Here is a 19,644-nt window from a genome sequence, read left to right on the forward strand (position 1 = left end):
CCCGGTTACTTGCTGAAGCCTGCCGTCAGCCCGCTAAGGAGTTGGCGGCGTGCCACGACATAGATCACCAGCAGCGGGAGGGTGGCGAGCACCACAGAGGCCAGGACGGCGGGGATATTGACGCTGAATTCCCCTTGGAAGGTCCACAGGGACAAAGGCAGCACCCGGGTGGATGGGCTTTGGGTCAGGATGAGCGGGAAGAGGAAGCCGTTCCAGACTCCTAGCGCGTTGTAGACACCGACAGTCACGACCGCTGGCCGGGTCATCGGCAGCGCCAACCGCCACATCATCGCCCATTCGGAGCAGCCGTCCAAGCGCATCGACTCGAACAGTTCGTTGGGTACATCGCGCATGAAATTGGAGAGGATAAGGACCGAAATCGGGATGGCAAAGGCGATCGAGGGGAGCATGAGCGCCAGCAATGTGTCGTAGAGGTGTGCCCTGGTGATCATCCAATAGATCGGGATGATCGTGGCGTGCAGCGGAACTGCGAGTCCGAGGAGAAACAAGGTGTTGGTCCAGCCCAGGAACCTGCTCTTGCCCCTGACAATGGCATAGGCCGCCATGAATGAGACCAGGAGTGCCGGCACAACGCTGCCGAGTGTGACGATCAGGCTGTTGGTGAAGTACTTGACGAAGTCGTTTTCCAGCACGAGCTGGTAGTTATCCAATGTCGGCTCGGTTGGCGGCAGCATCGGGTTCGAGGTGAAGAAGCCGGCCTGGTTTTTCAGGCTGGTCACCACGACGTAGTAGATAGGCACGATGATGACGGCCAGCCATGTCCACCCGCCCAGGGCACCAAGGAGGTTGGGGCGAAGGCGGCCCGGCCCCTTCTGTCGGCGGCTCTTCAGCCGACGCGTCGTGCTGCCGTCCGCGTGGGTCGCGGGCCGGGTGGGAAGCTGGGTTGTGGAAGCCATCAGGCACCTTCCAATTGACTGTCGTTTCGGTTCTTTCCGCCCAGGCGCTGCAGGATCAGGGCCAGTGCGAGGCCGATCACGACGAGGATTACGCCGAGGGCGCTGGCGGCGCCCATATCGTTGGCCTTGAAGCCGGTCAGGTACATGTGAAGGGGCAGGAGGCGTGTCGCATAACCCGGTCCTCCTCCTGTGAGGACGAAGACGAGATCAAAGTAGGCCAGGGAGCCGACGACCATGAGGGTGGAGGATGTGATGATGGTGTACTTCAGTTGCGGCAGCGTGATGCTGAAGAACTGCTGCACGCGTCCCGCACCATCGATCTGTGCGGCTTCGTAGAGTGAAGCTGGAATCTGGCGAACCCCACCTTGGTAGATCAGGGTGTGGAACGGAACAAACTGCCACGCGATCACGAAGACAACCACGAAGAGCACGAGGTCCGAATTGCCCAGCCAGTCCTGGGTGAGGATGGGCAGGCCCAGGCCCGGGCCCAGACCGAAGTTGGGATCCAACAGGGCCTTGAAGGCAATTGCGACCGCCGCGGAGGAAAGCAGCAGCGGCACAAAATACAAGACCGCGAGAGCCGCACGGTATTTCTGTCCGGCGGAGGTGAAGACTCCGAGCAGCAAGCTGATGGGCGCCTGGACGACGAAGGAGAAGGCCATAATCTTCGCCGTCACCATGAGGGCATTACCCGTGATCGGATCGGTCAGAACCGTGGTCCAGCTTGAGAAGCCGTCAAGCTTGATTTCGCCAAGACCATCCCATTTCGTGAAACTTAGAAAGAGCACTCCGAGCAGCGGGATGATCGCAAAGACAAGGAAGAAGATGAGGGCTGGGGCGGCCAGCCACCCCGACGGGCCCTTTTCGAGGGCCCGTCGGGAAGACCCGGTTGAGGCAGACACTGGCTATTTTCCGATCGTTGCGTTCATGGTTGTTACAAACTGATCCGGGCTGATTTTCTTCAGGAAGATCTGGTCCAGGTTTGACAGCATCGCGTCGCCCTGGGCGGGGCTAAGCGCCTGGTCCCAGGAGAGAGTGAAGCTCGGAGCGTTCTTGGCCATGCCGTAGACATAGGTCAGGAAGTCCTTGTCCGGAGACGCTGCCAGCTTGCTCTCGATGCCGGTGGTCACCGGGACGGCGCCGGAGTCGACCAGGGCCTGGGTATCGGCGTCGGTGAACATCCCGCTCTTGACGTAGTCCAGGGCAGCCTTCTTCTGGCTGTCGGTGGCCTTGGAAGAGATGGACCAGAAGTTGGAGGGGTTGCCCACTACGTTCGCGGGGTCCCCCTTGCCACCGGAGACCGACGGGAACGTGGTGAAGCCGAGCTTGCCGCTCTTGACGAAGTCCGGAGCGTCCTTCTTCATGCCCTGATAGATCCATCCGCCCTGCAGCACCATGGCGGCCTTGCCCGTGTACAGAAGGGCCTGGTCTGCGTTGCTGTCTGCTGCGATGGACGAGAATCCGTTAATGAATCCCCCCGCGTCCACCAGGTCCTGGATCTTGGTCAAAGCGTCCGCAACTGCCGGATCTGACCACGCGTTGGGCTTGTTCGCGGCGATGTTCGCGAACACTTCCGGACCGCCGATGCGTTCGACGAGGTACTCAAGCCACATCAGATCCGGCCACTTGGACTGCCCGCCGAGGGAGAACGGTGCCACACCGGCCGCCTTGAATTTGGGTACCAGAGCCATCAGCTCCTCCCAGGTCTTTGGGGGCTGGGCGCCGATCTTGTCAAACACGTCCTTGTTGAAATACAGGACCACAGGCTGGACGTTGTTGTTGGGCAGGGCGTACGTCGTGCCGTTTATCTGGCCGTTCTTTAGGATGGACGGCAGGTAGCGGTTCTGGACATCAGGATTCTGCTTTATAAATTCGGAGAGGTCGGCCACCTGGCCGGCGTCCACGTAGGACTTCAGCACCCCGCCGCCCCAGCCGTAGATGAACGTCGGACCCTGGCCCGCGCCAACAGCAGTGCGGACCTTGGTCTTGTAGGCATCGTTCGCGAAGAAGTCGATCTTGATGGTCTCATCAGGATGCGCCGCATTCCAGGCATCCACCGACTTCTGCATCACCGGCTGGTTGCCGCCGGTCAGACCCCACATGCTGGCCGAGTCCGCGCTCACGGCCTGTCCACCCGGGCCGCTGGAGCCGCACGCCGCGAGGGAGATCGACAGAGCGGCGGCGGAGAGGGTCATCACGGCTGAACGCAGTTTTCGATTAATCATTGGCATTCCATTCATCCATCGGGCTCGACGCTGAGTGCCCGGCTCTGTGTTTGGCAGTCCCGCCCCCGTACAAGGCCGCACTGCCAGTGAACTGGTCGGCTAAAAGTAAGAACCAAAGTTTCGAAAGATTTCGCTAAAACTTGCGGTCCGTGACACAAAGCTAACGGCGCACCGGATGGGCCGTCAAGGGATTCTAGTGACGGGATTCACAAATTTATGTCGAGTGGGATTGACGAGGCCTGCTGGGACCTGCAAACTAGGGTTATCGAAATATTTCGAAAAGCTTAGGGAAACGAATGTCCACCGATGAACACCAGCAGAAGATGACGCTGGCCGCTGTCGCCCGTGAGGCTGGCGTTTCAGCGCCGACAGTCTCAAAAGTCATCAATGGACGGGATGACGTCTCGGCAGACACCCGCGCCAAAGTAATGGCCGTCCTCGCACGGACAGGGTACAAATCGCCGCTGCAGCAGCGCAGGAACCTGGCGGCGCGGCAGGCTGTGGAAGTTGTCTTCGATTCGCTGAACTCGGCGTACGCCGTTGAGGTGCTCAATGGCGTCCTGGAGTACGCGGCCGAATCCGACATTGAAGTTCTGCTGAACGTGACGAGCAAGCAGGGCGCCTCGACCCTGACGTCGGAGCAGCGTGCCCAGCGGATTATCGATGAAGGGCGTTGCGGCATGATCGTGGTGACCTCGGCGTTCGGCGCTGCCCAGCTGGATGCCTTTCATCGCCGGGGCATTCCCGTAGTGGTCATCGATCCGCTCAATCCGCCCCCGGGAGACGTAGTCAGCGTTGGAACAACCAACTGGGCAGGCGGCAAGGATGCGACATCACACCTGCTTGAGCTTGGCCATCGAAGGATTGCCTATCTCGGGGGCCCGGATGCCGCGGAATGCAATCAGGCGCGACTTCATGGGTACATGGCCGCACTGAGGGCTGAAGGCGTCCCAGTCGACGACCGGTACATCATCTCAGGCCCATTTCGGTCTGACCACGGCGCCAACGGCATGAAGACGCTGCTCCAGTTCGAACAGCGGCCGACTGCCATCTTTGCAGCCAGCGACAGCATTGCTCTGGGTGTCCTCGCTGAGGCGCGCAGGCAACATATCCGTATTCCCGAGGAAATGAGCCTGGTTGGATTTGATGGCACCTATCAGGCCGAGGAGTCAGTGCCTGCTCTCACCTCGGTCACGCAGCCATTGCAGGAGATGGGCCGGGCCGCCCTTCGATTCGTTCTTCGCCAGATGCGCGGGGAGGTGCTGGATTCCCGCAGGGTGGAGCTTGTCACACGCCTCGTAGTCCGCGAATCCACGGCTCCGCCGCAGGAGAATCCCGGCGGGGAGCAAGGCGCACCCGCCGTGCCGGCTGCAGCGGACCTCAAGCCGCTGATTGGGGCGTGAATCAACCGTCCTGGACTGATTCGTCTCCGATTCAGGCCGCAGGGCGGTCGGCCGCGTCACCCGGGCAGCGGGCGCCCCGCTCCCGCTGCCCGTCAGCCCCTGCGGGTCCGGTTCAGCGCGGCCCGCAGCCGGGCATTATCCGCCTCGAGTTCTAGCACCTTGGCCACTCCTGCCAGGTTCAGACCCTCATCCAGCAGTGCGCTGATCCGCCGCAGTACCGCCAGATCCGCATCGCTGTACTGCCGTGTGCCCCCCGCCGTGCGGTCCGGGGTGAGCAGCCCTTTCCGTTCATAGAGCCGGATGTTCTGCTGGCCAGTGCCCACCAGTTGTGCCACGACGGAGATGGCGTACACGCCAACCTCCAACTTACGGTCCGCCATGTGCCTCCTCCCGGTCCGGACCATCCACGTCCGGACCATGCGCGTCCGGACAAATCAGCCCTTGCAGTAGTTTCCCACTGGTGCTATAAAAAATCTATACCCACCAACACAGATAATCGGTTGGTGGGACATGGGAAAATTGTAGGCAGACCCGCACTGAAGGAGTGGGAAATGATGTTGATGCGTACGGACCCTTTCCGTGACTTTGACCGGCTGGCCCAGCAGGTTTTCGGAACGCCGGCCCGGCCGGCGGCCATGCCGATGGACGCGTGGCAGGAGGACGGCGAGTTTGTCGTCGCTTTCGACCTGCCGGGGGTCAACGTGGATTCAATCCAGCTCGATATTGAGCGCAACGTCCTGACCGTTCGGGCTGAACGGCGGGACCCGATGCAACCCAATGTCGAGCTGGTCGCGTCGGAACGCCCGCGCGGCGTTTTCAGCCGCCAGCTCATCCTCGGCGACACCCTGGACACGGAAAAGGTCAAGGCACACTACGCCGACGGCGTCCTGACACTCCGCATCCCGGTGGCGGAGCAAGCGAAGCCGCGCAAGATTGAAATCACCCACACACAGGACAAGATGCAGGAAATCGGAAAGTAGCTGCGTCGGGCAGCGGGTGCCTGTGCCCGCTGCCCGGCGCACCCCGTGACCTGCTCTTGCTCCGCCGGACACACGGAGTTGGACCATGAATCCGGACCCCCGCGGCTACTACGCGGCACTGCATGTCGCGCCGGACGCGACGCAACAGGAGATCAGCCGGGCCTTTCGGTCGATCATGCGCCTGCTGCATCCCGACGTCGGGGGTTCCGACGGCGGGGATGCTCGCGACGTGCGCGGCATCCTGGACGCTTACGCGGTGCTCCGGAACCCGACGAGCCGGGCGGATTACGACCGCCCGGAAAGCCATGCGCCCGCGCGGGGGAGCACCGGGCAGGAATCCCGGGACATTCCGGTGCGCCAGGCCCGCCACCGGGAGCCGCTGCTGCGTGTTTCCCCGGTCCGCTGGGAACGGGGACCATGGCGGGGCTGAGCTGAGGCGGGGCCTCCGCGCCGGGGCCTCCGGTAGAAAAGACTGCATGGGAAGGAGATCGGCCATGAACGCATGGCGCCGTTACGATTCGCACCTGATGCCGGCGTTCCACGAACGCTTCGAGGAACGGTGGGGCGAGGGTGCAGCACCGTTCCTGGACCCGGAGGCACACGAAGCCCCGCTTCCCCGGGCGCAGTGGATCAATATCGACACTGGTGCGGCGCTGGCGGTAGTCCCGATCTGGGCGGCCGATGACAGCCAGCACCGTTCGTTCGGCGTGTTTTATCTTCCGCCGGCCGGGGACATCTGGGTGCTGCGCCCGGGCTTCACGGAATACCTGGAACCCTTGGCCGGAGGGACGGAACCGCTGGCGATGCTGCGGAACGACGCCTTCAAGAAGGCCGTTGCGCATGCCAAGGAGTTCCTCTTCGGGCCCGAAACCACGGAGTTCTGAAATTCGCCGGGGTTCCGAAGTTCATCCGGGGTCCGGGTCCCCGGCCGGGTCCACGCCGGCGGAGACGGATCAGTTGTTGGCGGCAGCGTAGAGGTTCAGGCTGGCGGAGAACACGATCCAGGACAGGTAGGGCAGCATGAGCAGTCCCGCGGTCCTGCTGACAGGACCGAACCGGACCACTGCGGCGGCCGCTGCCGCGGCATGTGCGGCGATGACCAGGAACGCCAGCCAGAGGGCGGCCGCTCCAAGCATTGGGTACATGCCGAAAAACAGCGGGGCCCAGGCCAGGTTCAGGACCAGCAGCAGGCCGTACGTCCTCATGGCGTCCCTGCCCGGTCCGGTGCGTTTCCGCCACACCAGCCACGCAGCCACGGCCATGGCGGTGTAGAGCACCATCCAGACCGATCCGAAGGCCCAGCCCGGCGGGGTCCAGGACGCCTTGTCCGCCGCCGCGTACCACCCGTTGGCGTTGTTGATAATGGCCAGGGAGGCGATGAATGACACTCCCTGGGACACGGCCAGGAAACCGAGAAGTGCCGCAATCTGCCGGCCCGGACCCGGCCTGTCCGGCGGCGGGTGGAGGGCGGGCGTTTCTTCAAATTTCACGGGCACGGATCAACCTTGGTCACTGGCTCCGCATCCGTCAAACCGGCGCTCGTGGCGCACGATGCCGGGCGGGCCTAAAATCAGTCAATCACCACCAGCGCAACTACATAGGGGTTCCCGTCCATGACTGCTTCTGCCAAAGAGTTGGCCGCCATGCTTCCGCCCAAGTTCACCCTCGGCGTCGCAACCGCTGCCTTCCAGATCGAAGGTGCCCTTGACGAGGACGGGCGCGGCCCGTCCGGGTGGGATGTCTTCGCCGCCAAACCGGGCGCGATCGTGGACGGCCACAGCCCCGCCGTGGCATGCGACCATTACCACCGGATGCCCGAAGACGTGGCGCTGATGAAGGAACTGGGCGTCGATTCGTACCGGTTCTCACTGTCCTGGTCCCGCATCCAGCCGGGCGGCACCGGCCCGGTCAACCCGGCGGGACTGGACTTCTACGACCGGCTCATCGACCTGCTGCTGGCCAACGGGATTTCCCCGATGGCCACCCTTTACCACTGGGAAACGCCCCTGCCCCTGGACGAGGCAGGCGGCTGGATGAACCGGGATACGGCCTACCGGCTCGGCGAGTTCGCAGCGATTGCCGCCGCTGCCTACGGCGACCGGGTGGCCCGCTGGGTCACCGTCAACGAACCGGCTACCGTCACCACGAACGGCTATGTCCTGGGCGTCCACGCCCCGGGCGAATCCCTCATGCTCAAGGCCCTGCCGAGCGTCCACCACCAGCTGCTGGGCCACGGACTGGCGGTCCAGGCGCTGCGGGCAGCCAACGTCCCTGGCGGCGTCGGTATCACCAACGTCTATTCCCCGATGGTGCCGGCCTCCGCGAATCCCCTGGACAAGCTCAGCGCAGGGCTCATGGACGTGGCCCAGAACCGCCTGTATGCAGACCCGGTACTCCTCGGCAAGTACCCCGATGTCATCCGTGCAGCCACATTCTTCTCGTCCTTCAGCCCGTCCAGCGAGGACCTGGAGCTGATCTCCCAGCCCCTGGACTTCTACGGCATGAACTACTACATGCCCACGCGCGTGGCCTCCGGCCCCGGCGAGGGTGCCGTGCCGGAGGGCATGGCCGAGGCGATGGGCGATGACTTGAGCGGCACCCCCGGTGCACCGTTCCACATTGCTGCCTTCCCCGACACCGAGACCACTGCCTACGGCTGGCCCATCAAGCCGGACTACATGACCGTGGCGCTTGCCGAAATGGCCGAACGGTACCCGGACCTGCCGCCGGTCTACATTACGGAAGGCGGGGCGAGCTTCGAGGACCTGGAGATCCGGGACGCGGCGGCGGACCGGCTCATCATCCCGGACGAGCGCCGCGTGCAGTACCTGGCGGACCACATCGCGAGCGCCGTCGAAGCGACTTCGCCAGGCGGCGCCGCCGAGTCAATCGACCTCCGCGGCTATTACATATGGTCCCTGATGGACAATTTCGAGTGGTCCGCAGGCTACAAGCAGCAGTTCGGTCTCTTGCACGTGGACCGCGACACCATGGTCCGCACGCCGAAGGCGTCCTACTACTGGTTCCAGGAACTGCTGGCGGCCCGGAACAATGCGGCACCCCAAGCCGCCGGCGCCCCGGCCCCCGGCGCCGGAGAACCAAAGGAAGCCGCCGGCGTCGAACGCCCCCACCCGGTTGGCTGATCCCTTACGCTCCGGCTGAGGGCCGGGCTCAAAGAATATTCAGGTCCTGCAGGCCTTTCGCCATCCCGGCGCCGTCCGGCGAGTATATCCAGGGAACCGTGGAGTTGGAGTGGTCGCCGGTATCGGAATGGCCGCCGGCCAGGACGGCCTCACTCGTGGACAGCTGCCGGATGCCGATCGCGGCTACCCGGTCTCCGTGCGCCCGCGCGAAGTCCGAATAGATCTGCTCATCGTGCTGGCCGTTGTCCCCAAAGAGCAGCCAGCGCATTTTGGGGAACTCCTTGGCCAGCAGGTCCAGGTTCCGGCGCTTGTGCTCCTGCCCGCTGCGGAACCAGCGGTCGTGGGTAAGGCCCCAGTCGGTGAGCAGCAACGCGCCCGAGGGGTACAGGTTCCGGGCAATGAACCGGGCCAGGGTGGGGGCGGCGTTCCACGGTCCGGTGGACAGATAGATCACCGGGGCTTCCGGGTGCCGCACCATCAGCCGGTCCATGAGGACGGCCATGCCGGGCGTGGCCATCCGGGCACGCTCGTTGAGCACGAACGTGTTCCATAGGGCCAGGAACGGCCGCGGCAGCGCCGTGACCATGATCGTGTCGTCAATATCCGAGACGATGCCGAGTTCGGTGTCCGGGGAAATCACGAAGATCCTGGCCGAGACGGGTTCTGTCCCCTCGGCCCGCAGGACCGCGGTGTGCCAGCCCGGGGCCAGCGACACGGGCACCACCGTGTCCACCAGACCGCCGCGGTCCGCGTGCACGCGGGTCGTGTAGCCGCCGATTTCGATGTCCACGGCCGTGAATTGGATCGGGACGCTTGTGAAGGCACGCCAGCCACGGAAATTCTGGTTGCCGTTCTGGGCCGCCTGATCAGTCTTGCTGCCGGGAACGGGTCTGCTCGTGAGGACCACCCGTGCGAGCACCCGCACCCATCCCGTGGAACCGTAGCCCTGGTAGGCGATGGTCTGCGGGATGAAGTGCCAGCGGCGGGCCGCTTTGAGGCGCAGGCCGTTGACGCTGTCCGAGACCCAGTGGGCGAGGTGGAAAACCCTGTTGCCGGACAAGGGTTGCTGCTGCGGGGGTTGCTGCGAGGCCAATTCCATGCCTCCACTCTCCCACAGCGCCGCGCCCGGACGCGGACTGCGGGCAGCGAATTGGCCAGCTCAGGCGCCGCCTTACGGGCCGTCCCCAAGCAAGCTGCGCAGCGTGGCGGCGTTGCGCACGGCGTTGCCGCCGCCGTCGTTGTTGAAATAGGCAAAGACGTCCTTCCCGGCGGCCTCCCACTCGCGGATCCGGTCCGCCCACCAGCGCAGGTCCTCGTCCGGATATGAGCCGCCGTACAGGCGGCCCGGGTCCGGCCCGTGCAGCCGGACGTAGACGAACGGCGCCGTCGCGCGCAGGATACACGGGAGCCCGGCGCCGCTCATGACGCAGTACGCCGCGCCGTGCCGCTCCAGCAGGGAGAACACCTTGGGATCCTCCCAGCTGGGGTGGCGGAACTCCACGCTGACGCTGATCCACTCCGGCAGCGCGGCCAGGAAGTAGTCCAGCCGGGCGTCATCACGGGCGAAGCCGGGAGGCAGCTGGACCAGCAGCACGCCGCGTTTGTCGCCGAGCTCGTGCCAGCACCTGACAATCCGTTCCACCCAGGCCTCAGGGGCGTAAAGCTTCTTGGCGTGGGTCAGCCCGCGCGGGGCCTTGACGGACAGCAGGAACCCTGCCGGCAGGCGGCGGCGCCACCCGGCGAAGCTCGACTCCCGGGGCCAGTGGTAGAAACTCGCGTTGAGCTCCACGGTGCGGAAACGGGCCGCATAGTGTTCCAGGCGGTCCCGTGCCGGAAGCCCCTGCGGGTACAGCACGTTTTCCCAGTGGTCGTAGCTCCAGCCGCTCGTTCCAATGTGGTGGGTCCCAAGGAGGGAAGTCCCGACGTCGGGCGCCATGTCGGCCGTCCCGTCTCCTGCGCCCGCCGGTGCCGGCCTAGACTTCCCCGGCCCAGTCCTGCGCGTGCGGGGCGAACGCCTCTTCCCAGCGCTGCCGCTCGTGCTCCGGCAGCGGGCCGCGCGCGACGGCGGCCGCCGCGGCATCGAGGTTGGCGGTCTTCGATGTGCCGACGATCGCTGTGCTGACACCGGGGGCGAACGCCGAGAACCGCAGGGCCGTCCCCTGCCAGTCATCGGCTTCGGGCTCCAGGCCCATCTCCCGCAGGCGCAGCCAGTAAGTCTCGCCATACACCCCGGCCGGCCGGTCACTGTGGCGCCAGGGCGCATTGGCCAACGGGCGCTTGGCGACCACTCCCAGGCCGCTCCGGGCCGCGGCGGGGAGCACTTCACGAAGTGACCGCTGGTCCGCCAGGTTCACGGACGACTGTACGGCCCCGAACACCCCGGCCCCGGCTGCCCAGGCAAGCGCGTCGTTCTCCCCGCTGTAGCCGGGCACCCGGACCTTTCCGGCCTCCACGCAGGCCAGGAGCGCCTGGATGGCGTCGCCCTGTTGCAGCACCGCGAGGGGGCACGAATGCAGGAAAACGACGTCTAGAACGTCCGTGCCCAACTTCGCCAGGGCCTCGTCCACGCCGCCGGTCACGGCGGCAGCGCTCCAGTCCGCAGCGCCCTCGACGCCGTAGCCGACCTTCGTGGACAGCACGACGCCGCCGCGGTTCGCGGGGATCCAGCTGCCGATCCGTTCCTCGGACAACCCGTAGCCCCGGGCCGTGTCGATGAAATTGATGCCCAGTTCCAGGGCCCGGTCCAGGAGCGCATGCGCCTCGCGCTCCGTCACGCCGTCGTACCCGATGTGCCCCGCGCCGAAGCCGAGGGCCGAGACCTGCAGGGGTGAGTCTCCTGCGCGTGTCGTTCCGAAGTTCCGTTTAAGCATGGTTGGATCCTAGCCCTGCGGGCCGGGCGGCCCGCAACTCCGGGCCGGTCCTGAAAACTCGTCCGCAGCCGTGGGGTGTGGCACTGTAAGTGTCATGGCACGCATCGAGGATTACGCAATGGTCGGCGATCTGCACACCGCCGCCCTTATCAGCACCGAAGGCTCCATCGACTGGCTGTGCCTGCCCCGGTTCGACTCACCCGCGTGCTTCAGCGCGCTGCTCGACACACCCAAGGCCGGCCGCTGGCTCCTGGCGCCGGCAAGCGGCGGCGAATGCACGCGGCGGCACTACCGGCAGGACACGCTCATCCTGGAAACGGAATGGGAGACGCCCGACGGCACGGTCAGGATCATCGACTTCATGCCGCCCCGCGACTCTGTGGCGGACATCGTGCGGATCGTTGAGGGTGTCCGCGGCACAGTGCGGATGCGCGGGGAGTTGACGCTGCGGTTCGACTACGGCCACATCGTGCCGTGGGTCCGCCATGACGAGCACGGGATCCATGCGATCGCCGGACCGGACGCCGCCTACCTCGTGACCGAGGCTCCGCTGCGCGGCGAGCGTATGCATACGGTCAGCGACTTCACGGTGACCGCGGGGGAACGGGTGCCGTTCGTGCTGACGTGGAGCCCCAGCCATCTCGGCCGCCCCCGCACGGTGGATCCGGAAGCGGTCCTGGTGTCCACCGAGGCTTTCTGGAAGAACTGGTCGGTCAAGTGCAAGATCAAGGGCCCCTACCGTGACGCCGTGAAGCGGTCCCTCATCACCTTGAAGGCGCTGACCTTCGCCCCGACCGGCGGCATCGTCGCTGCGGTGACAACCTCCCTGCCGGAGGAGATCGGCGGCACCCGGAACTGGGACTACCGCTTCTGCTGGCTCCGGGACGCCACCCTCACCCTCCAAGCGCTCCTTGCCGTGGGCTATACGGAGGAAGCCGGTGCATGGCGCGACTGGCTGCTCCGGGCGGTCGCCGGAGACCCCGCGGACCTGCAGATCATGTACGGACTCCACGGCGAACGCCGGCTGCCGGAGATGGAACTTCCCTGGCTTGGGGGCTATGAAGATTCCGCCCCAGTGCGGACAGGGAACGGCGCGGCGGGGCAGCTGCAGCTCGACGTCTGGGGCGAAGTGCTCGACTGCCTGTCCCTGACGCGGAATTCCCTCCTGAAGCACACCGACGACGCCTGGGACGTCCAGGTGGCCCTGATGGAACACCTTGAGACCGCATGGCGCCGCCCGGACAACGGGCTGTGGGAAATGCGCGGCCCGCAGCGGCACTTCACGCACTCCAAGGTGATGGCCTGGGTCGCCGCAGACCGCATGGTCAAGGGCGTCAGGGACTTCGGCCTGACCGGTCCCGCAGACCGGTGGGAGGAACTGCGCGACACCATCCACGCTGAGGTCATGGCCAACGGCTTCGACGCCGAACGCAACACCTTCGTGCAGTCGTACGGGCGGCCGGAGCTGGACGCGAGCCTTCTGCTCATCCCGCGGGTGGGATTCCTGCCGCCTGATGATCCGCGCGTCATTGGAACCATCGACGCCGTCCAGGCCGAACTGACGCACGACGGATTCCTCCTCCGCTACAAGCCGGCGGAAAGCGACGACGGGCTTCCCGGCGAGGAGGGCGTCTTCCTGGCCTGCTCGTTTTGGCTGGTGGAGGCCCTGTTGGGGGCGGGCCGGCGCCACGAGGCCAGGGAACTCTTCGAGCGCCTGCTGGCGCTGCGCAACGACGTCGGGCTCCTCAGCGAAGAATGGGGCGTCGACACAGGACGGCAGCTGGGCAACACGCCGCAGGCGTTCAGCCACTTCGCGCTCGTGCTCAGCGCCCTGGGGCTGCATGAAGACGGCGTGCACCGCAGCGACACCCCGCTGACGACTTCGGCCATTGAAGAGGTGGCCGCGCCGGCGGACCCTGCACCGGCGGCCTTCGGGAACCCGTAGCACGGCCGGCGCCGGAGGTTCCGCAGAGCCCGGGGCTTTGTCGAGACAAAGCCCGTAAGTACACTTACTAATATCCCAACGTGGGGTGATGGGCAGAAGGAGTGTGCAGATGGCTGGGTATTTCGAGCTCGTGGACGCGCCCGACGGCGGATACCGCATCCGGATGATGGACGGAACGGGCAACCTGATGGCGGTTTCAGTCACGTTCGCCACCAAAAAGGCGGCCGTGGCCGGAGTCGCGCTGGCCCGGGAGATCGCCGGAACGGGCCTCATCCGGGACCGTAGTTCCGACGGCCAGGCCGCAACGATCGGTTCCGTGCCCAGGGTGATGAGACGGACCGTTGTCGGCGCAGGACGCGGGCCCTCCGTCACTGGCGGTTCGCTTGCAGCAGGACGGAGGGCCCGTGCCAACCACTGATCCTGCCGCCAACCCTCCTGCCGGCCGGCACAAAGCCGCCGTCCTCTTCGACGTCGACGGGACGTTGGTCGATTCCACCTACCTGCACACTCTCGCCTGGTGGCGGGCCTTCCGGCAGGCCGGCCACGACATTCCGATGGCCAGCATCCACCGCTCGATCGGCATGGGCGGGGACAAGATCCTTGCCGCCCTGCTGCCCTCGGGCCGGGACCTCTCCGGGGACGACGCCATCTTGTCCGCCCAGTCGGCCGTGTTCGCCACCTTCTGGTCGGCACTGCGCCCCCTCGACGGGGCCAGGGATTTGCTGGCTGAGTGCCACGGGCGGGGCCTCGCCGTGGCCCTGGCATCGTCGGCCCGGGGCCGGGACCTTGAAATTCTCAGGTCCACGATCGGGGCGGACGACTACGTTCACGCAGCCACGAGTTCCAGCGACGCCGAGGAGAGCAAGCCCGCGCCGGATATCCTCGTCGCTGCCCTGGCGGCCGTCGGCGTGCAGGCCGGCGATGCCGTCTACGTCGGCGACGCCGTCTGGGACATCTACGCCGCCGGGGCGCTTGGCATCCCGGCCATCGGACTCACGTGCGGGGGGACCAGCGAAGCGGAACTACGCGAAGCCGGCGCCGTCGAAGTCTACGAGAGCCCGCGCGCGCTGCTGGAGAATCTCAGCGACAGCGCGATCGGACGGCTCCTCACGGGAACTTCTTCCACGCCTTGAGAAAGTCCGCCTCGGATTCGGCCGCCAGCTGCTCTTCCTTGGCGTGCAGCCGTCCGTAGGTGAAACCGGCCTCCGCGCCGCCCGGCGAGCGCCTGCCGAGCTCGCTCAGTAAGGCGCGGGCAACCACACTGTCCTGGTGCAGGCCAAGGACGGTTTGAATCCGGCGCGCAGCCGAAGCTGCACGTTTGGCCCGTTTGCCGGCATTTCCCCCGAGCGTTGCGGCGAACTCGGAGGCGTAGCGCAGACGCTTGGCGGCCTTGCGGATCTCGTGCAGGCTGGTGTCCCGGGGAACGGTGCCGGCCTGCGTGTGAAGCGCCTGCACGGCGCGCCTGAGGCGCGCTTCATCCTTGGCGACCAGCTTTCTGCTGGTTTTGCGCGGGGGCCGGGACGCTTTCGCCGACAGGGCTCCAGCCGCGAGCAGCTCCGAGAGGCCGGCCAGCAGCTGGGCGTACCTTTCGCTCTCAAGGGCAGCCAGGACGCCCTCAAGTCCAGCAGCGGCGGACGCCTCGAGCTCCTCGTCGATCCGTGCAGCGGCCGGGCCGAAGACCAGGTCCTCGGGCTCGGCCGCGAGCAGCTCCTGGAGCCGGGCCTGGACCACCCCGGGATCCCGGGCTGCGCCGAGCACCCCGGAGAGCCACTTCAGCTCGGACCGCACGCCCTCGCCGGCGCCGTCCACGAACAAGGTTCGGCCAGTGGCCAGCAAAGACCTGAGGCGGCGGCCCGAAATCCGCATCTGGTGGATGGACTCCGCCTGGCCGGCACGGACGCCCGGGGCGTGGCGGCGCAGCTCGCCGAGCTGTTCCCCGAGATAGGCCAGCAGGACGGTGCCGGCGGTGGTCGCCATGCTTCACTCTACTTCGCACAGCCCGGCAATTGTGGGGAGCAGGGGGTTCCGGAATGGCAGCAGTTTGCTGTGCCACTGCTGGTCAAACGCCTATAGTCGGACGATGGAACAACGCGTATTGGGAAAGACCGGCCGGAACGTTTCAGTTGTCGGGCTCGGCACGTGGCAGCTGGGGGCGGACTGGGGCGAGGTGGACCAGTCCCAGGCGCAGGCTGTCCTGGCCGCGTCGGCCGATGCCGGCGTGACCTTCTTTGACACGGCGGACGTCTACGGCGACGGCCGCAGCGAGCAGGCGATCGGTGCCTTCCTGGCCGGGCGCCCGGACCTGGACGTCACGGTCGCCACCAAGATGGGCCGCCGGGTGGAGCAGCGCCCGGAGAACTACACCCTTGCCAATTTCCGCCAGTGGGTGGACCGTTCACGGCGGAACCTGCGCACCGACCGCCTGGACCTGGTGCAGCTGCACTGCCCGCCAACCGCCGTCTACAGCAGCGCCGAGGTCTACGACGCGCTGGACACACTCGTGGCCGAGGACGCTATCCGGAACTACGGCGTGAGTGTCGAGCGCACCGACGAGGCCCTCGAAGCGATCCGGCACCCCGGCACGGCGACCGTCCAGCTCATCCTCAATGCGTTCCGGCTGAAACCGCTGGATGAGGTGCTCCCGGCGGCCAGGGCAGCCGGCGTCGGCATCATCGCCCGGGTGCCGCTCGCCTCGGGGCTCCTGTCCGGCAAGTATTCCGGGGACACGTCCTTCGCCCCGAACGACCACCGCAACTACAACAGGACGGGTGCGGCGTTCGACGTCGGGGAGACGTTCTCCGGCGTGGACTTTGGACAGGGACTGCAGGCAGCGGCGGAGTTCGGCCGCCTCGTGCCGGAGGGAGCCACACCCGCCCAGGCCGCCATCGCCTGGATCGCCGCCCAGGACGGCGTCAGCTCCGTCATTCCCGGCGCCCGCAGCGCGGACCAGGCGCGCGCCAATGCCGCGGCCGCGCAGGTTCGAATCGATGCCGAGTTCAAGGCCGGCGTGCAGGACATCTACGACCGCTACTTCCGGCCCACGATCCACCCCCGCTGGTAGCCCAGAGAGCACGGGTTCCGGCGCCGGGCCGCTAGAGCGGCAGCAGACCGGCGAGGTCGGCGCGCAGGCCGGAGGCGGCCACCCGGCCGGCGGCGACGGCGTCGGTCCACCGCAGCTGTCCGCTGACCATCGACAGCCAGGTGTCGGCGTCGCACTCAATAACGTTCGGGGGAGTGCCGCGCGTGTGCCGCGGGCCTTCCACGCATTGCGTTACGCCAAAGGGCGGGACACGGACCTCCACCGAGTTGCCGGGTGCCCGTGCGGTGACTTCCTCCAGCGAGTAGCGCACCGCCGTCGCGAGCGTGCTGCGGGAGAGGGGGGAAGCGCCGGCGCCGGCGTCCGGCGCCGGGATGGCCGCCGCCAGCCACGCGGCCAGCGCGGCGCGGCCTTCGTCGATGGCGATGCGGCGGCGGGCGACAGCCACGGACTAGTCCAGCAGGGCCGAGACGGCGCGGCCGAGGCGGATCTTGCCCACAGGGCGGCCCCCGCCCAGGACGGGATCGACGACTTTCTCCAGCACGCTGGACACTTCCGGGATCTCGACGGCGCCGGAGGCAGCAAGGAGGGTCAGCCCGATCAGCGTGGTGGCCCGGATGTTGCCGTCAAGGATCTTGATGGCGACGGAGACGCCCTGCGGCGTGGCCATCACCAGGACGCCTTCGGCGCCGACCTTGGCCAGGATGCCGAGCTCGTCCATGACAATCGTGTTGGCCTGCCCGCGTCCCTGGACGGCCCAGGGGTAGTCCAGCATGGACGTCGCGATCGTGGCGGCGCGCGCATTGGAGTTCTTGTCCCCGGGGGCCTTGGCCAGCTTCGAGAACGCCCGTGCCAGGCCGGTCAGCGACACGGCGGCGACGGGGGCGCCGCAGCCGTCGATGCCCAGGTGGGCGATGCGTTCGCCGCAGTACTCCTCGATGACGGTGCGGACGCGCTGCTGCAACGGGTGGTTGGGCTCAAGGTAGCTGTGGGTGTCCCAGCCGTTTTCCGTGCACGCCCAGAGGAACGCGGCGTGCTTGCCGGAGCAGTTGAACGCAAGCCGGGACTTGCCCCGCTCAGTCTGGACCAGCCAGTTCCTGGCCGTCTCGTCCTCGGGCCACGCGCCCGGGCACTGCAGCTGGTCTTCCTTGACCCCGGCCGCCTTCAGCATGCCCTCCACGACGTCCATGTGGTCGAGCGAGCCGACGTGGCTGCCGCAGGCGATCGCCACCTGGGCCCCGCGCAACGGGACGCCGGACTGCATGGAGGCGAGGGCCTGCAGCGGCTTGAGGGTCGACCGGGCAAAAATCGGGGTGTTGATGTCACCCAGTTCGGTCACGACAGTGCCGTCCGCGGCCAGCACGACAGCCGAGCCGATGTGGCGGGATTCGACAAAGCCGCTGCGTTCAACGACTGCCAGTTCGACGGCGGACTCGACTGTGAAGGTGGCATGCGGGTTCAGGGGCATGTAGCAAGTCTAAGGTGCCCGGTGGGGATACCCCGGTTATTCCACGGTCACCATGACGGACTGCCAGCCGGAGGCGCCGTCGGGCACGGGATCCGCCCGCTTGTCCGTCTGCAGCTCACCGGTGCCGTCGGTGGCACGGGCCTTGATGTAGTGCGGGCCCGGGGTGGCATCCCAGTCAAGGGACCACTGCCGCCAGGTCACGACGGATGCTTCGTCGGAGAGGACCGCCTCCATCCACGGGCCGTTGTCGATCTGGACCTCGACCTTGGTGATGCCGCGGGTCTGGGCCCAGGCGGTGCCGCCGAGGGCCACCCGCCCGGCGGGCACTTTGGCGAAGGATTTGGGGACCTCGACCCTGGCCATGGTTTTGATCGGGCCGCGCTCGGACCAGCCGCGCTGCGTCCAGTACGCCTTGTTGTCGGCGAAGCGGGTGACTTCGAGATCCACCACCCATTTGGTGGCCGAGACGAAGCCGTAAAGCCCGGGAACCACCATGCGCACCGGGTAGCCGTGTTCCAGGGGAAGGGCCTCGCCGTTCATGCCGATCGCCAGCATGGCGTCCCGGTCATCCTGCAGGACCTCCAGCGGGGTGGAGGCGCTGAAGCCGTCCACCGAAGTGGAGAGGACCATGTCGGCGCCCTGCTTGGGCCGGGCCATTTTGAGCACGTCGCGGATGGGCATGCCCAGCCACTTGGCGTTGCCGGCCAGGTTTCCGCCGACGGGGTTGGAGACGCACGTCAGGGACACATGGGACTCGATCAGTTTCGCATCAAGCAGGTCCTGGAAACTGAGCCGCACTTCCTGCTCCACGAGGCCGTGGACACGCAGCTCCCACTCCTGGGCGTTGATCTCCGGCACGCTGAGGGCCGTGTCGATGCGGTAGAAATCCTTGTTCGGGGTGAGCCATGGCGTGACACCGGGAGTCCTGGACTGCACGCCAGCGGGAACAGCAGCGGCAGGCTTCGCCGGTGCCGGCAGCTTCAGGGATTCCCGGGCCTGGGCCACGTTGCTGCGGGCCGCGCTGAGCAGCCGTCCGCCCGTGGCGGTGATGACCGACGCCGCGGCGGTGATGCCCGTGGCGGCGAAGAAGGCACGGCGGCTGGTGGCCGGGCGTTCGGTCTCCTTGGCGGCGACGTCGGCGGCCATGTCCGGCCACGCCCGCATCCGCCACAGGCGCGTGATGAGCAGCCGCAACACGATGAGGCCGGCCACGGTGCCGATCAGGGACGGAATGGCATCCACGGGCTTCACGCTGGCCCGCGTCACCACGCTGGCGACGATGACGGCGCCCATGACGAGCACCCCGGCCACGCCCAGGGCCCACTTGCGGTAGGCCACCACACCCAGCACGCACGCCAGGATCAGGATCGTCAGCCCCATACCGACGAACAGTGCCGCCTTGTCGTTGGTTCCGAACGTGGTGACCGCGAAGTCCTTCATCCACGGCGGCGTGAAATCGATGAAGGTCGATCCCAGGGCGATCAGCGGTGTCGCCCGCGCTGTGAAGAACGCGCCGACCAGTTCCGCGACGGACAATACGACGGCGGCGGCGGCCACACCGGCCACCGCGGCCAGGGCGGTAGCGCCTGAGAACCGCTGCGTGGGCTTCTTGCTGGGCTTCTTCATACAGGCTGTTCGTAGCGGCACGGCCCGCGG

21 protein-coding genes are annotated in these 19,644 nt (G+C 66.7%); 9 read left to right on the forward strand and 12 right to left on the reverse strand.

Annotation, left to right across the window (positions count from 1 at the left end):
* Positions 1-5: 5 nt before the first annotated feature.
* Genes AC1DES_RS00255 through AC1DES_RS00265 form a run of 3 tightly spaced genes read right to left on the reverse strand, consistent with a single transcriptional unit; the run spans position 6 to position 3,142 of the window.
* Complete coding sequence (locus AC1DES_RS00255) at positions 6-917, reverse strand: carbohydrate ABC transporter permease (protein WP_476893697.1); 912 nt, start codon at positions 915-917, stop codon at positions 6-8.
* Complete coding sequence (locus AC1DES_RS00260) at positions 917-1,819, reverse strand: carbohydrate ABC transporter permease (protein WP_476893698.1); 903 nt, start codon at positions 1,817-1,819, stop codon at positions 917-919. Before AC1DES_RS00260 ends, AC1DES_RS00255 begins: the two co-directional genes overlap by 1 nt.
* A 3-nt stretch (positions 1,820-1,822) precedes the next feature.
* A complete protein-coding gene (locus AC1DES_RS00265) occupies positions 1,823-3,142 on the reverse strand; it encodes an extracellular solute-binding protein (protein WP_476893699.1) in 1,320 nt (439 codons plus the stop codon).
* 323 nt (positions 3,143-3,465) lie between these two features.
* On the opposite strand from AC1DES_RS00265, the gene AC1DES_RS00270 reads away from it, so the two are divergent.
* Positions 3,466-4,545: a LacI family DNA-binding transcriptional regulator gene (locus AC1DES_RS00270; protein WP_476893700.1), complete on the forward strand. Its 1,080-nt coding sequence runs from the start codon at positions 3,466-3,468 to the stop codon at positions 4,543-4,545.
* 92 nt (positions 4,546-4,637) lie between these two features.
* Here AC1DES_RS00270 and AC1DES_RS00275 read toward each other — a convergent pair whose 3' ends face one another.
* On the reverse strand, positions 4,638-4,925 hold the full coding sequence (locus AC1DES_RS00275; RefSeq protein WP_476893701.1) for a MerR family transcriptional regulator: 288 nt from the start codon (positions 4,923-4,925) through the stop codon (positions 4,638-4,640).
* Between the two features lie 174 nt (positions 4,926-5,099).
* Between AC1DES_RS00275 and AC1DES_RS00280 the strand changes: the two genes are divergently transcribed.
* From AC1DES_RS00280 to AC1DES_RS00290, 3 genes are all read left to right on the forward strand, one after another.
* Positions 5,100-5,525 carry an Hsp20/alpha crystallin family protein gene (locus AC1DES_RS00280; RefSeq protein WP_476894201.1) on the forward strand — a complete coding sequence of 142 codons (426 nt, stop codon included), beginning with the start codon at positions 5,100-5,102 and terminating at the stop codon, positions 5,523-5,525.
* A gap of 85 nt (positions 5,526-5,610) precedes the next feature.
* Positions 5,611-5,955 carry a J domain-containing protein gene (locus AC1DES_RS00285; RefSeq protein WP_476893702.1) on the forward strand — a complete coding sequence of 115 codons (345 nt, stop codon included), beginning with the start codon at positions 5,611-5,613 and terminating at the stop codon, positions 5,953-5,955.
* A 64-nt stretch (positions 5,956-6,019) separates the two neighbouring features.
* The gene (locus tag AC1DES_RS00290) at positions 6,020-6,409 is read left to right on the forward strand and encodes a hypothetical protein (protein WP_476893703.1); all 390 of its coding nucleotides are present in this window, start codon (positions 6,020-6,022) and stop codon (positions 6,407-6,409) included.
* Positions 6,410-6,478: 69 nt separating this feature from the next.
* Here AC1DES_RS00290 and AC1DES_RS00295 read toward each other — a convergent pair whose 3' ends face one another.
* The gene (locus tag AC1DES_RS00295) at positions 6,479-7,015 is read right to left on the reverse strand and encodes a TspO/MBR family protein (RefSeq protein ID WP_476893704.1); all 537 of its coding nucleotides are present in this window, start codon (positions 7,013-7,015) and stop codon (positions 6,479-6,481) included.
* Positions 7,016-7,138: 123 nt separating this feature from the next.
* On the opposite strand from AC1DES_RS00295, the gene AC1DES_RS00300 reads away from it, so the two are divergent.
* Positions 7,139-8,668, forward strand: a complete 1,530-nt coding sequence (locus tag AC1DES_RS00300; protein WP_476893705.1) for a GH1 family beta-glucosidase — start codon at positions 7,139-7,141, stop codon at positions 8,666-8,668.
* Between the two features lie 28 nt (positions 8,669-8,696).
* Here the strand turns inward: AC1DES_RS00300 and AC1DES_RS00305 are convergent, their stop codons facing one another.
* The 3 genes from AC1DES_RS00305 to AC1DES_RS00315 form a co-directional block, all read right to left on the reverse strand.
* The gene (locus AC1DES_RS00305; protein WP_476893706.1) at positions 8,697-9,767 is read right to left on the reverse strand and encodes an App1 family protein; all 1,071 of its coding nucleotides are present in this window, start codon (positions 9,765-9,767) and stop codon (positions 8,697-8,699) included.
* A gap of 72 nt (positions 9,768-9,839) precedes the next feature.
* Entirely contained in the window at positions 9,840-10,604 is a 765-nt protein-coding gene (locus AC1DES_RS00310) for a DUF72 domain-containing protein (protein ID WP_476893707.1), read from the reverse strand.
* A 37-nt stretch (positions 10,605-10,641) separates the two neighbouring features.
* Entirely contained in the window at positions 10,642-11,538 is an 897-nt protein-coding gene (locus AC1DES_RS00315) for an aldo/keto reductase (RefSeq protein WP_476893708.1), read from the reverse strand.
* Between the two features lie 94 nt (positions 11,539-11,632).
* On the opposite strand from AC1DES_RS00315, the gene AC1DES_RS00320 reads away from it, so the two are divergent.
* The 3 genes from AC1DES_RS00320 (at position 11,633) to AC1DES_RS00330 (ending at position 14,616) form a co-directional block, all read left to right on the forward strand.
* The gene (locus AC1DES_RS00320) at positions 11,633-13,483 is read left to right on the forward strand and encodes a glycoside hydrolase family 15 protein (RefSeq protein ID WP_476893709.1); all 1,851 of its coding nucleotides are present in this window, start codon (positions 11,633-11,635) and stop codon (positions 13,481-13,483) included.
* A gap of 109 nt (positions 13,484-13,592) precedes the next feature.
* Entirely contained in the window at positions 13,593-13,901 is a 309-nt protein-coding gene (locus AC1DES_RS00325; RefSeq protein WP_476893710.1) for a DUF1508 domain-containing protein, read from the forward strand.
* Positions 13,888-14,616 carry an HAD family hydrolase gene (locus AC1DES_RS00330; RefSeq protein WP_476893711.1) on the forward strand — a complete coding sequence of 243 codons (729 nt, stop codon included), beginning with the start codon at positions 13,888-13,890 and terminating at the stop codon, positions 14,614-14,616. The genes AC1DES_RS00325 and AC1DES_RS00330 overlap by 14 nt, the downstream gene beginning before the upstream one ends.
* On the opposite strand, the gene AC1DES_RS00335 is transcribed toward AC1DES_RS00330, so the two are convergent.
* On the reverse strand, positions 14,591-15,460 hold the full coding sequence (locus tag AC1DES_RS00335; protein ID WP_476893712.1) for a CHAD domain-containing protein: 870 nt from the start codon (positions 15,458-15,460) through the stop codon (positions 14,591-14,593). The two genes, AC1DES_RS00330 and AC1DES_RS00335, sit on opposite strands and share 26 nt — an antisense overlap.
* A gap of 103 nt (positions 15,461-15,563) precedes the next feature.
* On the opposite strand from AC1DES_RS00335, the gene AC1DES_RS00340 reads away from it, so the two are divergent.
* A complete protein-coding gene (locus tag AC1DES_RS00340; protein ID WP_476893713.1) occupies positions 15,564-16,544 on the forward strand; it encodes an aldo/keto reductase in 981 nt (326 codons plus the stop codon).
* Positions 16,545-16,575: 31 nt separating this feature from the next.
* On the opposite strand, the gene AC1DES_RS00345 is transcribed toward AC1DES_RS00340, so the two are convergent.
* From AC1DES_RS00345 to AC1DES_RS00355, 3 genes are read right to left on the reverse strand one after another with little or no spacing between them, the layout of a single operon-like run.
* A complete protein-coding gene (locus AC1DES_RS00345) occupies positions 16,576-16,968 on the reverse strand; it encodes a sterol carrier family protein (protein ID WP_476893714.1) in 393 nt (130 codons plus the stop codon).
* Positions 16,969-16,971: 3 nt separating this feature from the next.
* Entirely contained in the window at positions 16,972-17,988 is a 1,017-nt protein-coding gene (locus AC1DES_RS00350; RefSeq protein ID WP_476893715.1) for an asparaginase, read from the reverse strand.
* A 36-nt stretch (positions 17,989-18,024) separates the two neighbouring features.
* The gene (locus AC1DES_RS00355) at positions 18,025-19,614 is read right to left on the reverse strand and encodes a molybdopterin-dependent oxidoreductase (RefSeq protein WP_476893716.1); all 1,590 of its coding nucleotides are present in this window, start codon (positions 19,612-19,614) and stop codon (positions 18,025-18,027) included.
* Positions 19,615-19,644: the final 30 nt, after the last annotated feature.

The sequence above is a fragment of the Arthrobacter sp. 05T442 genome, from assembly GCF_056395945.1.

Excerpts from the sequence above, each read along its gene's own strand:
- AC1DES_RS00255 (WP_476893697.1), bottom strand. The coding sequence starts at position 917 with ATGGCTTCCACAACCCAGCTTCCCACCCGGCCCGCGACCCACGCGGAC.
- AC1DES_RS00265 (WP_476893699.1), bottom strand. The coding sequence starts at position 3,142 with ATGATTAATCGAAAACTGCGTTCAGCCGTGATGACCCTCTCCGCCGCC.
- AC1DES_RS00270 (WP_476893700.1), top strand. The coding sequence starts at position 3,466 with ATGACGCTGGCCGCTGTCGCCCGTGAGGCTGGCGTTTCAGCGCCGACA.
- AC1DES_RS00275 (WP_476893701.1), bottom strand. The coding sequence starts at position 4,925 with ATGGCGGACCGTAAGTTGGAGGTTGGCGTGTACGCCATCTCCGTCGTG.
- AC1DES_RS00280 (WP_476894201.1), top strand. The coding sequence starts at position 5,100 with ATGTTGATGCGTACGGACCCTTTCCGTGACTTTGACCGGCTGGCCCAG.
- AC1DES_RS00285 (WP_476893702.1), top strand. The coding sequence starts at position 5,611 with ATGAATCCGGACCCCCGCGGCTACTACGCGGCACTGCATGTCGCGCCG.
- AC1DES_RS00290 (WP_476893703.1), top strand. The coding sequence starts at position 6,020 with ATGAACGCATGGCGCCGTTACGATTCGCACCTGATGCCGGCGTTCCAC.
- AC1DES_RS00300 (WP_476893705.1), top strand. The coding sequence starts at position 7,139 with ATGACTGCTTCTGCCAAAGAGTTGGCCGCCATGCTTCCGCCCAAGTTC.
- AC1DES_RS00305 (WP_476893706.1), bottom strand. The coding sequence starts at position 9,767 with ATGGAATTGGCCTCGCAGCAACCCCCGCAGCAGCAACCCTTGTCCGGC.
- AC1DES_RS00310 (WP_476893707.1), bottom strand. The coding sequence starts at position 10,604 with ATGGCGCCCGACGTCGGGACTTCCCTCCTTGGGACCCACCACATTGGA.
- AC1DES_RS00315 (WP_476893708.1), bottom strand. The coding sequence starts at position 11,538 with ATGCTTAAACGGAACTTCGGAACGACACGCGCAGGAGACTCACCCCTG.
- AC1DES_RS00320 (WP_476893709.1), top strand. The coding sequence starts at position 11,633 with ATGGCACGCATCGAGGATTACGCAATGGTCGGCGATCTGCACACCGCC.
- AC1DES_RS00325 (WP_476893710.1), top strand. The coding sequence starts at position 13,593 with ATGGCTGGGTATTTCGAGCTCGTGGACGCGCCCGACGGCGGATACCGC.
- AC1DES_RS00335 (WP_476893712.1), bottom strand. The coding sequence starts at position 15,460 with ATGGCGACCACCGCCGGCACCGTCCTGCTGGCCTATCTCGGGGAACAG.
- AC1DES_RS00340 (WP_476893713.1), top strand. The coding sequence starts at position 15,564 with ATGGAACAACGCGTATTGGGAAAGACCGGCCGGAACGTTTCAGTTGTC.
- AC1DES_RS00350 (WP_476893715.1), bottom strand. The coding sequence starts at position 17,988 with ATGCCCCTGAACCCGCATGCCACCTTCACAGTCGAGTCCGCCGTCGAA.
- AC1DES_RS00355 (WP_476893716.1), bottom strand. The coding sequence starts at position 19,614 with ATGAAGAAGCCCAGCAAGAAGCCCACGCAGCGGTTCTCAGGCGCTACC.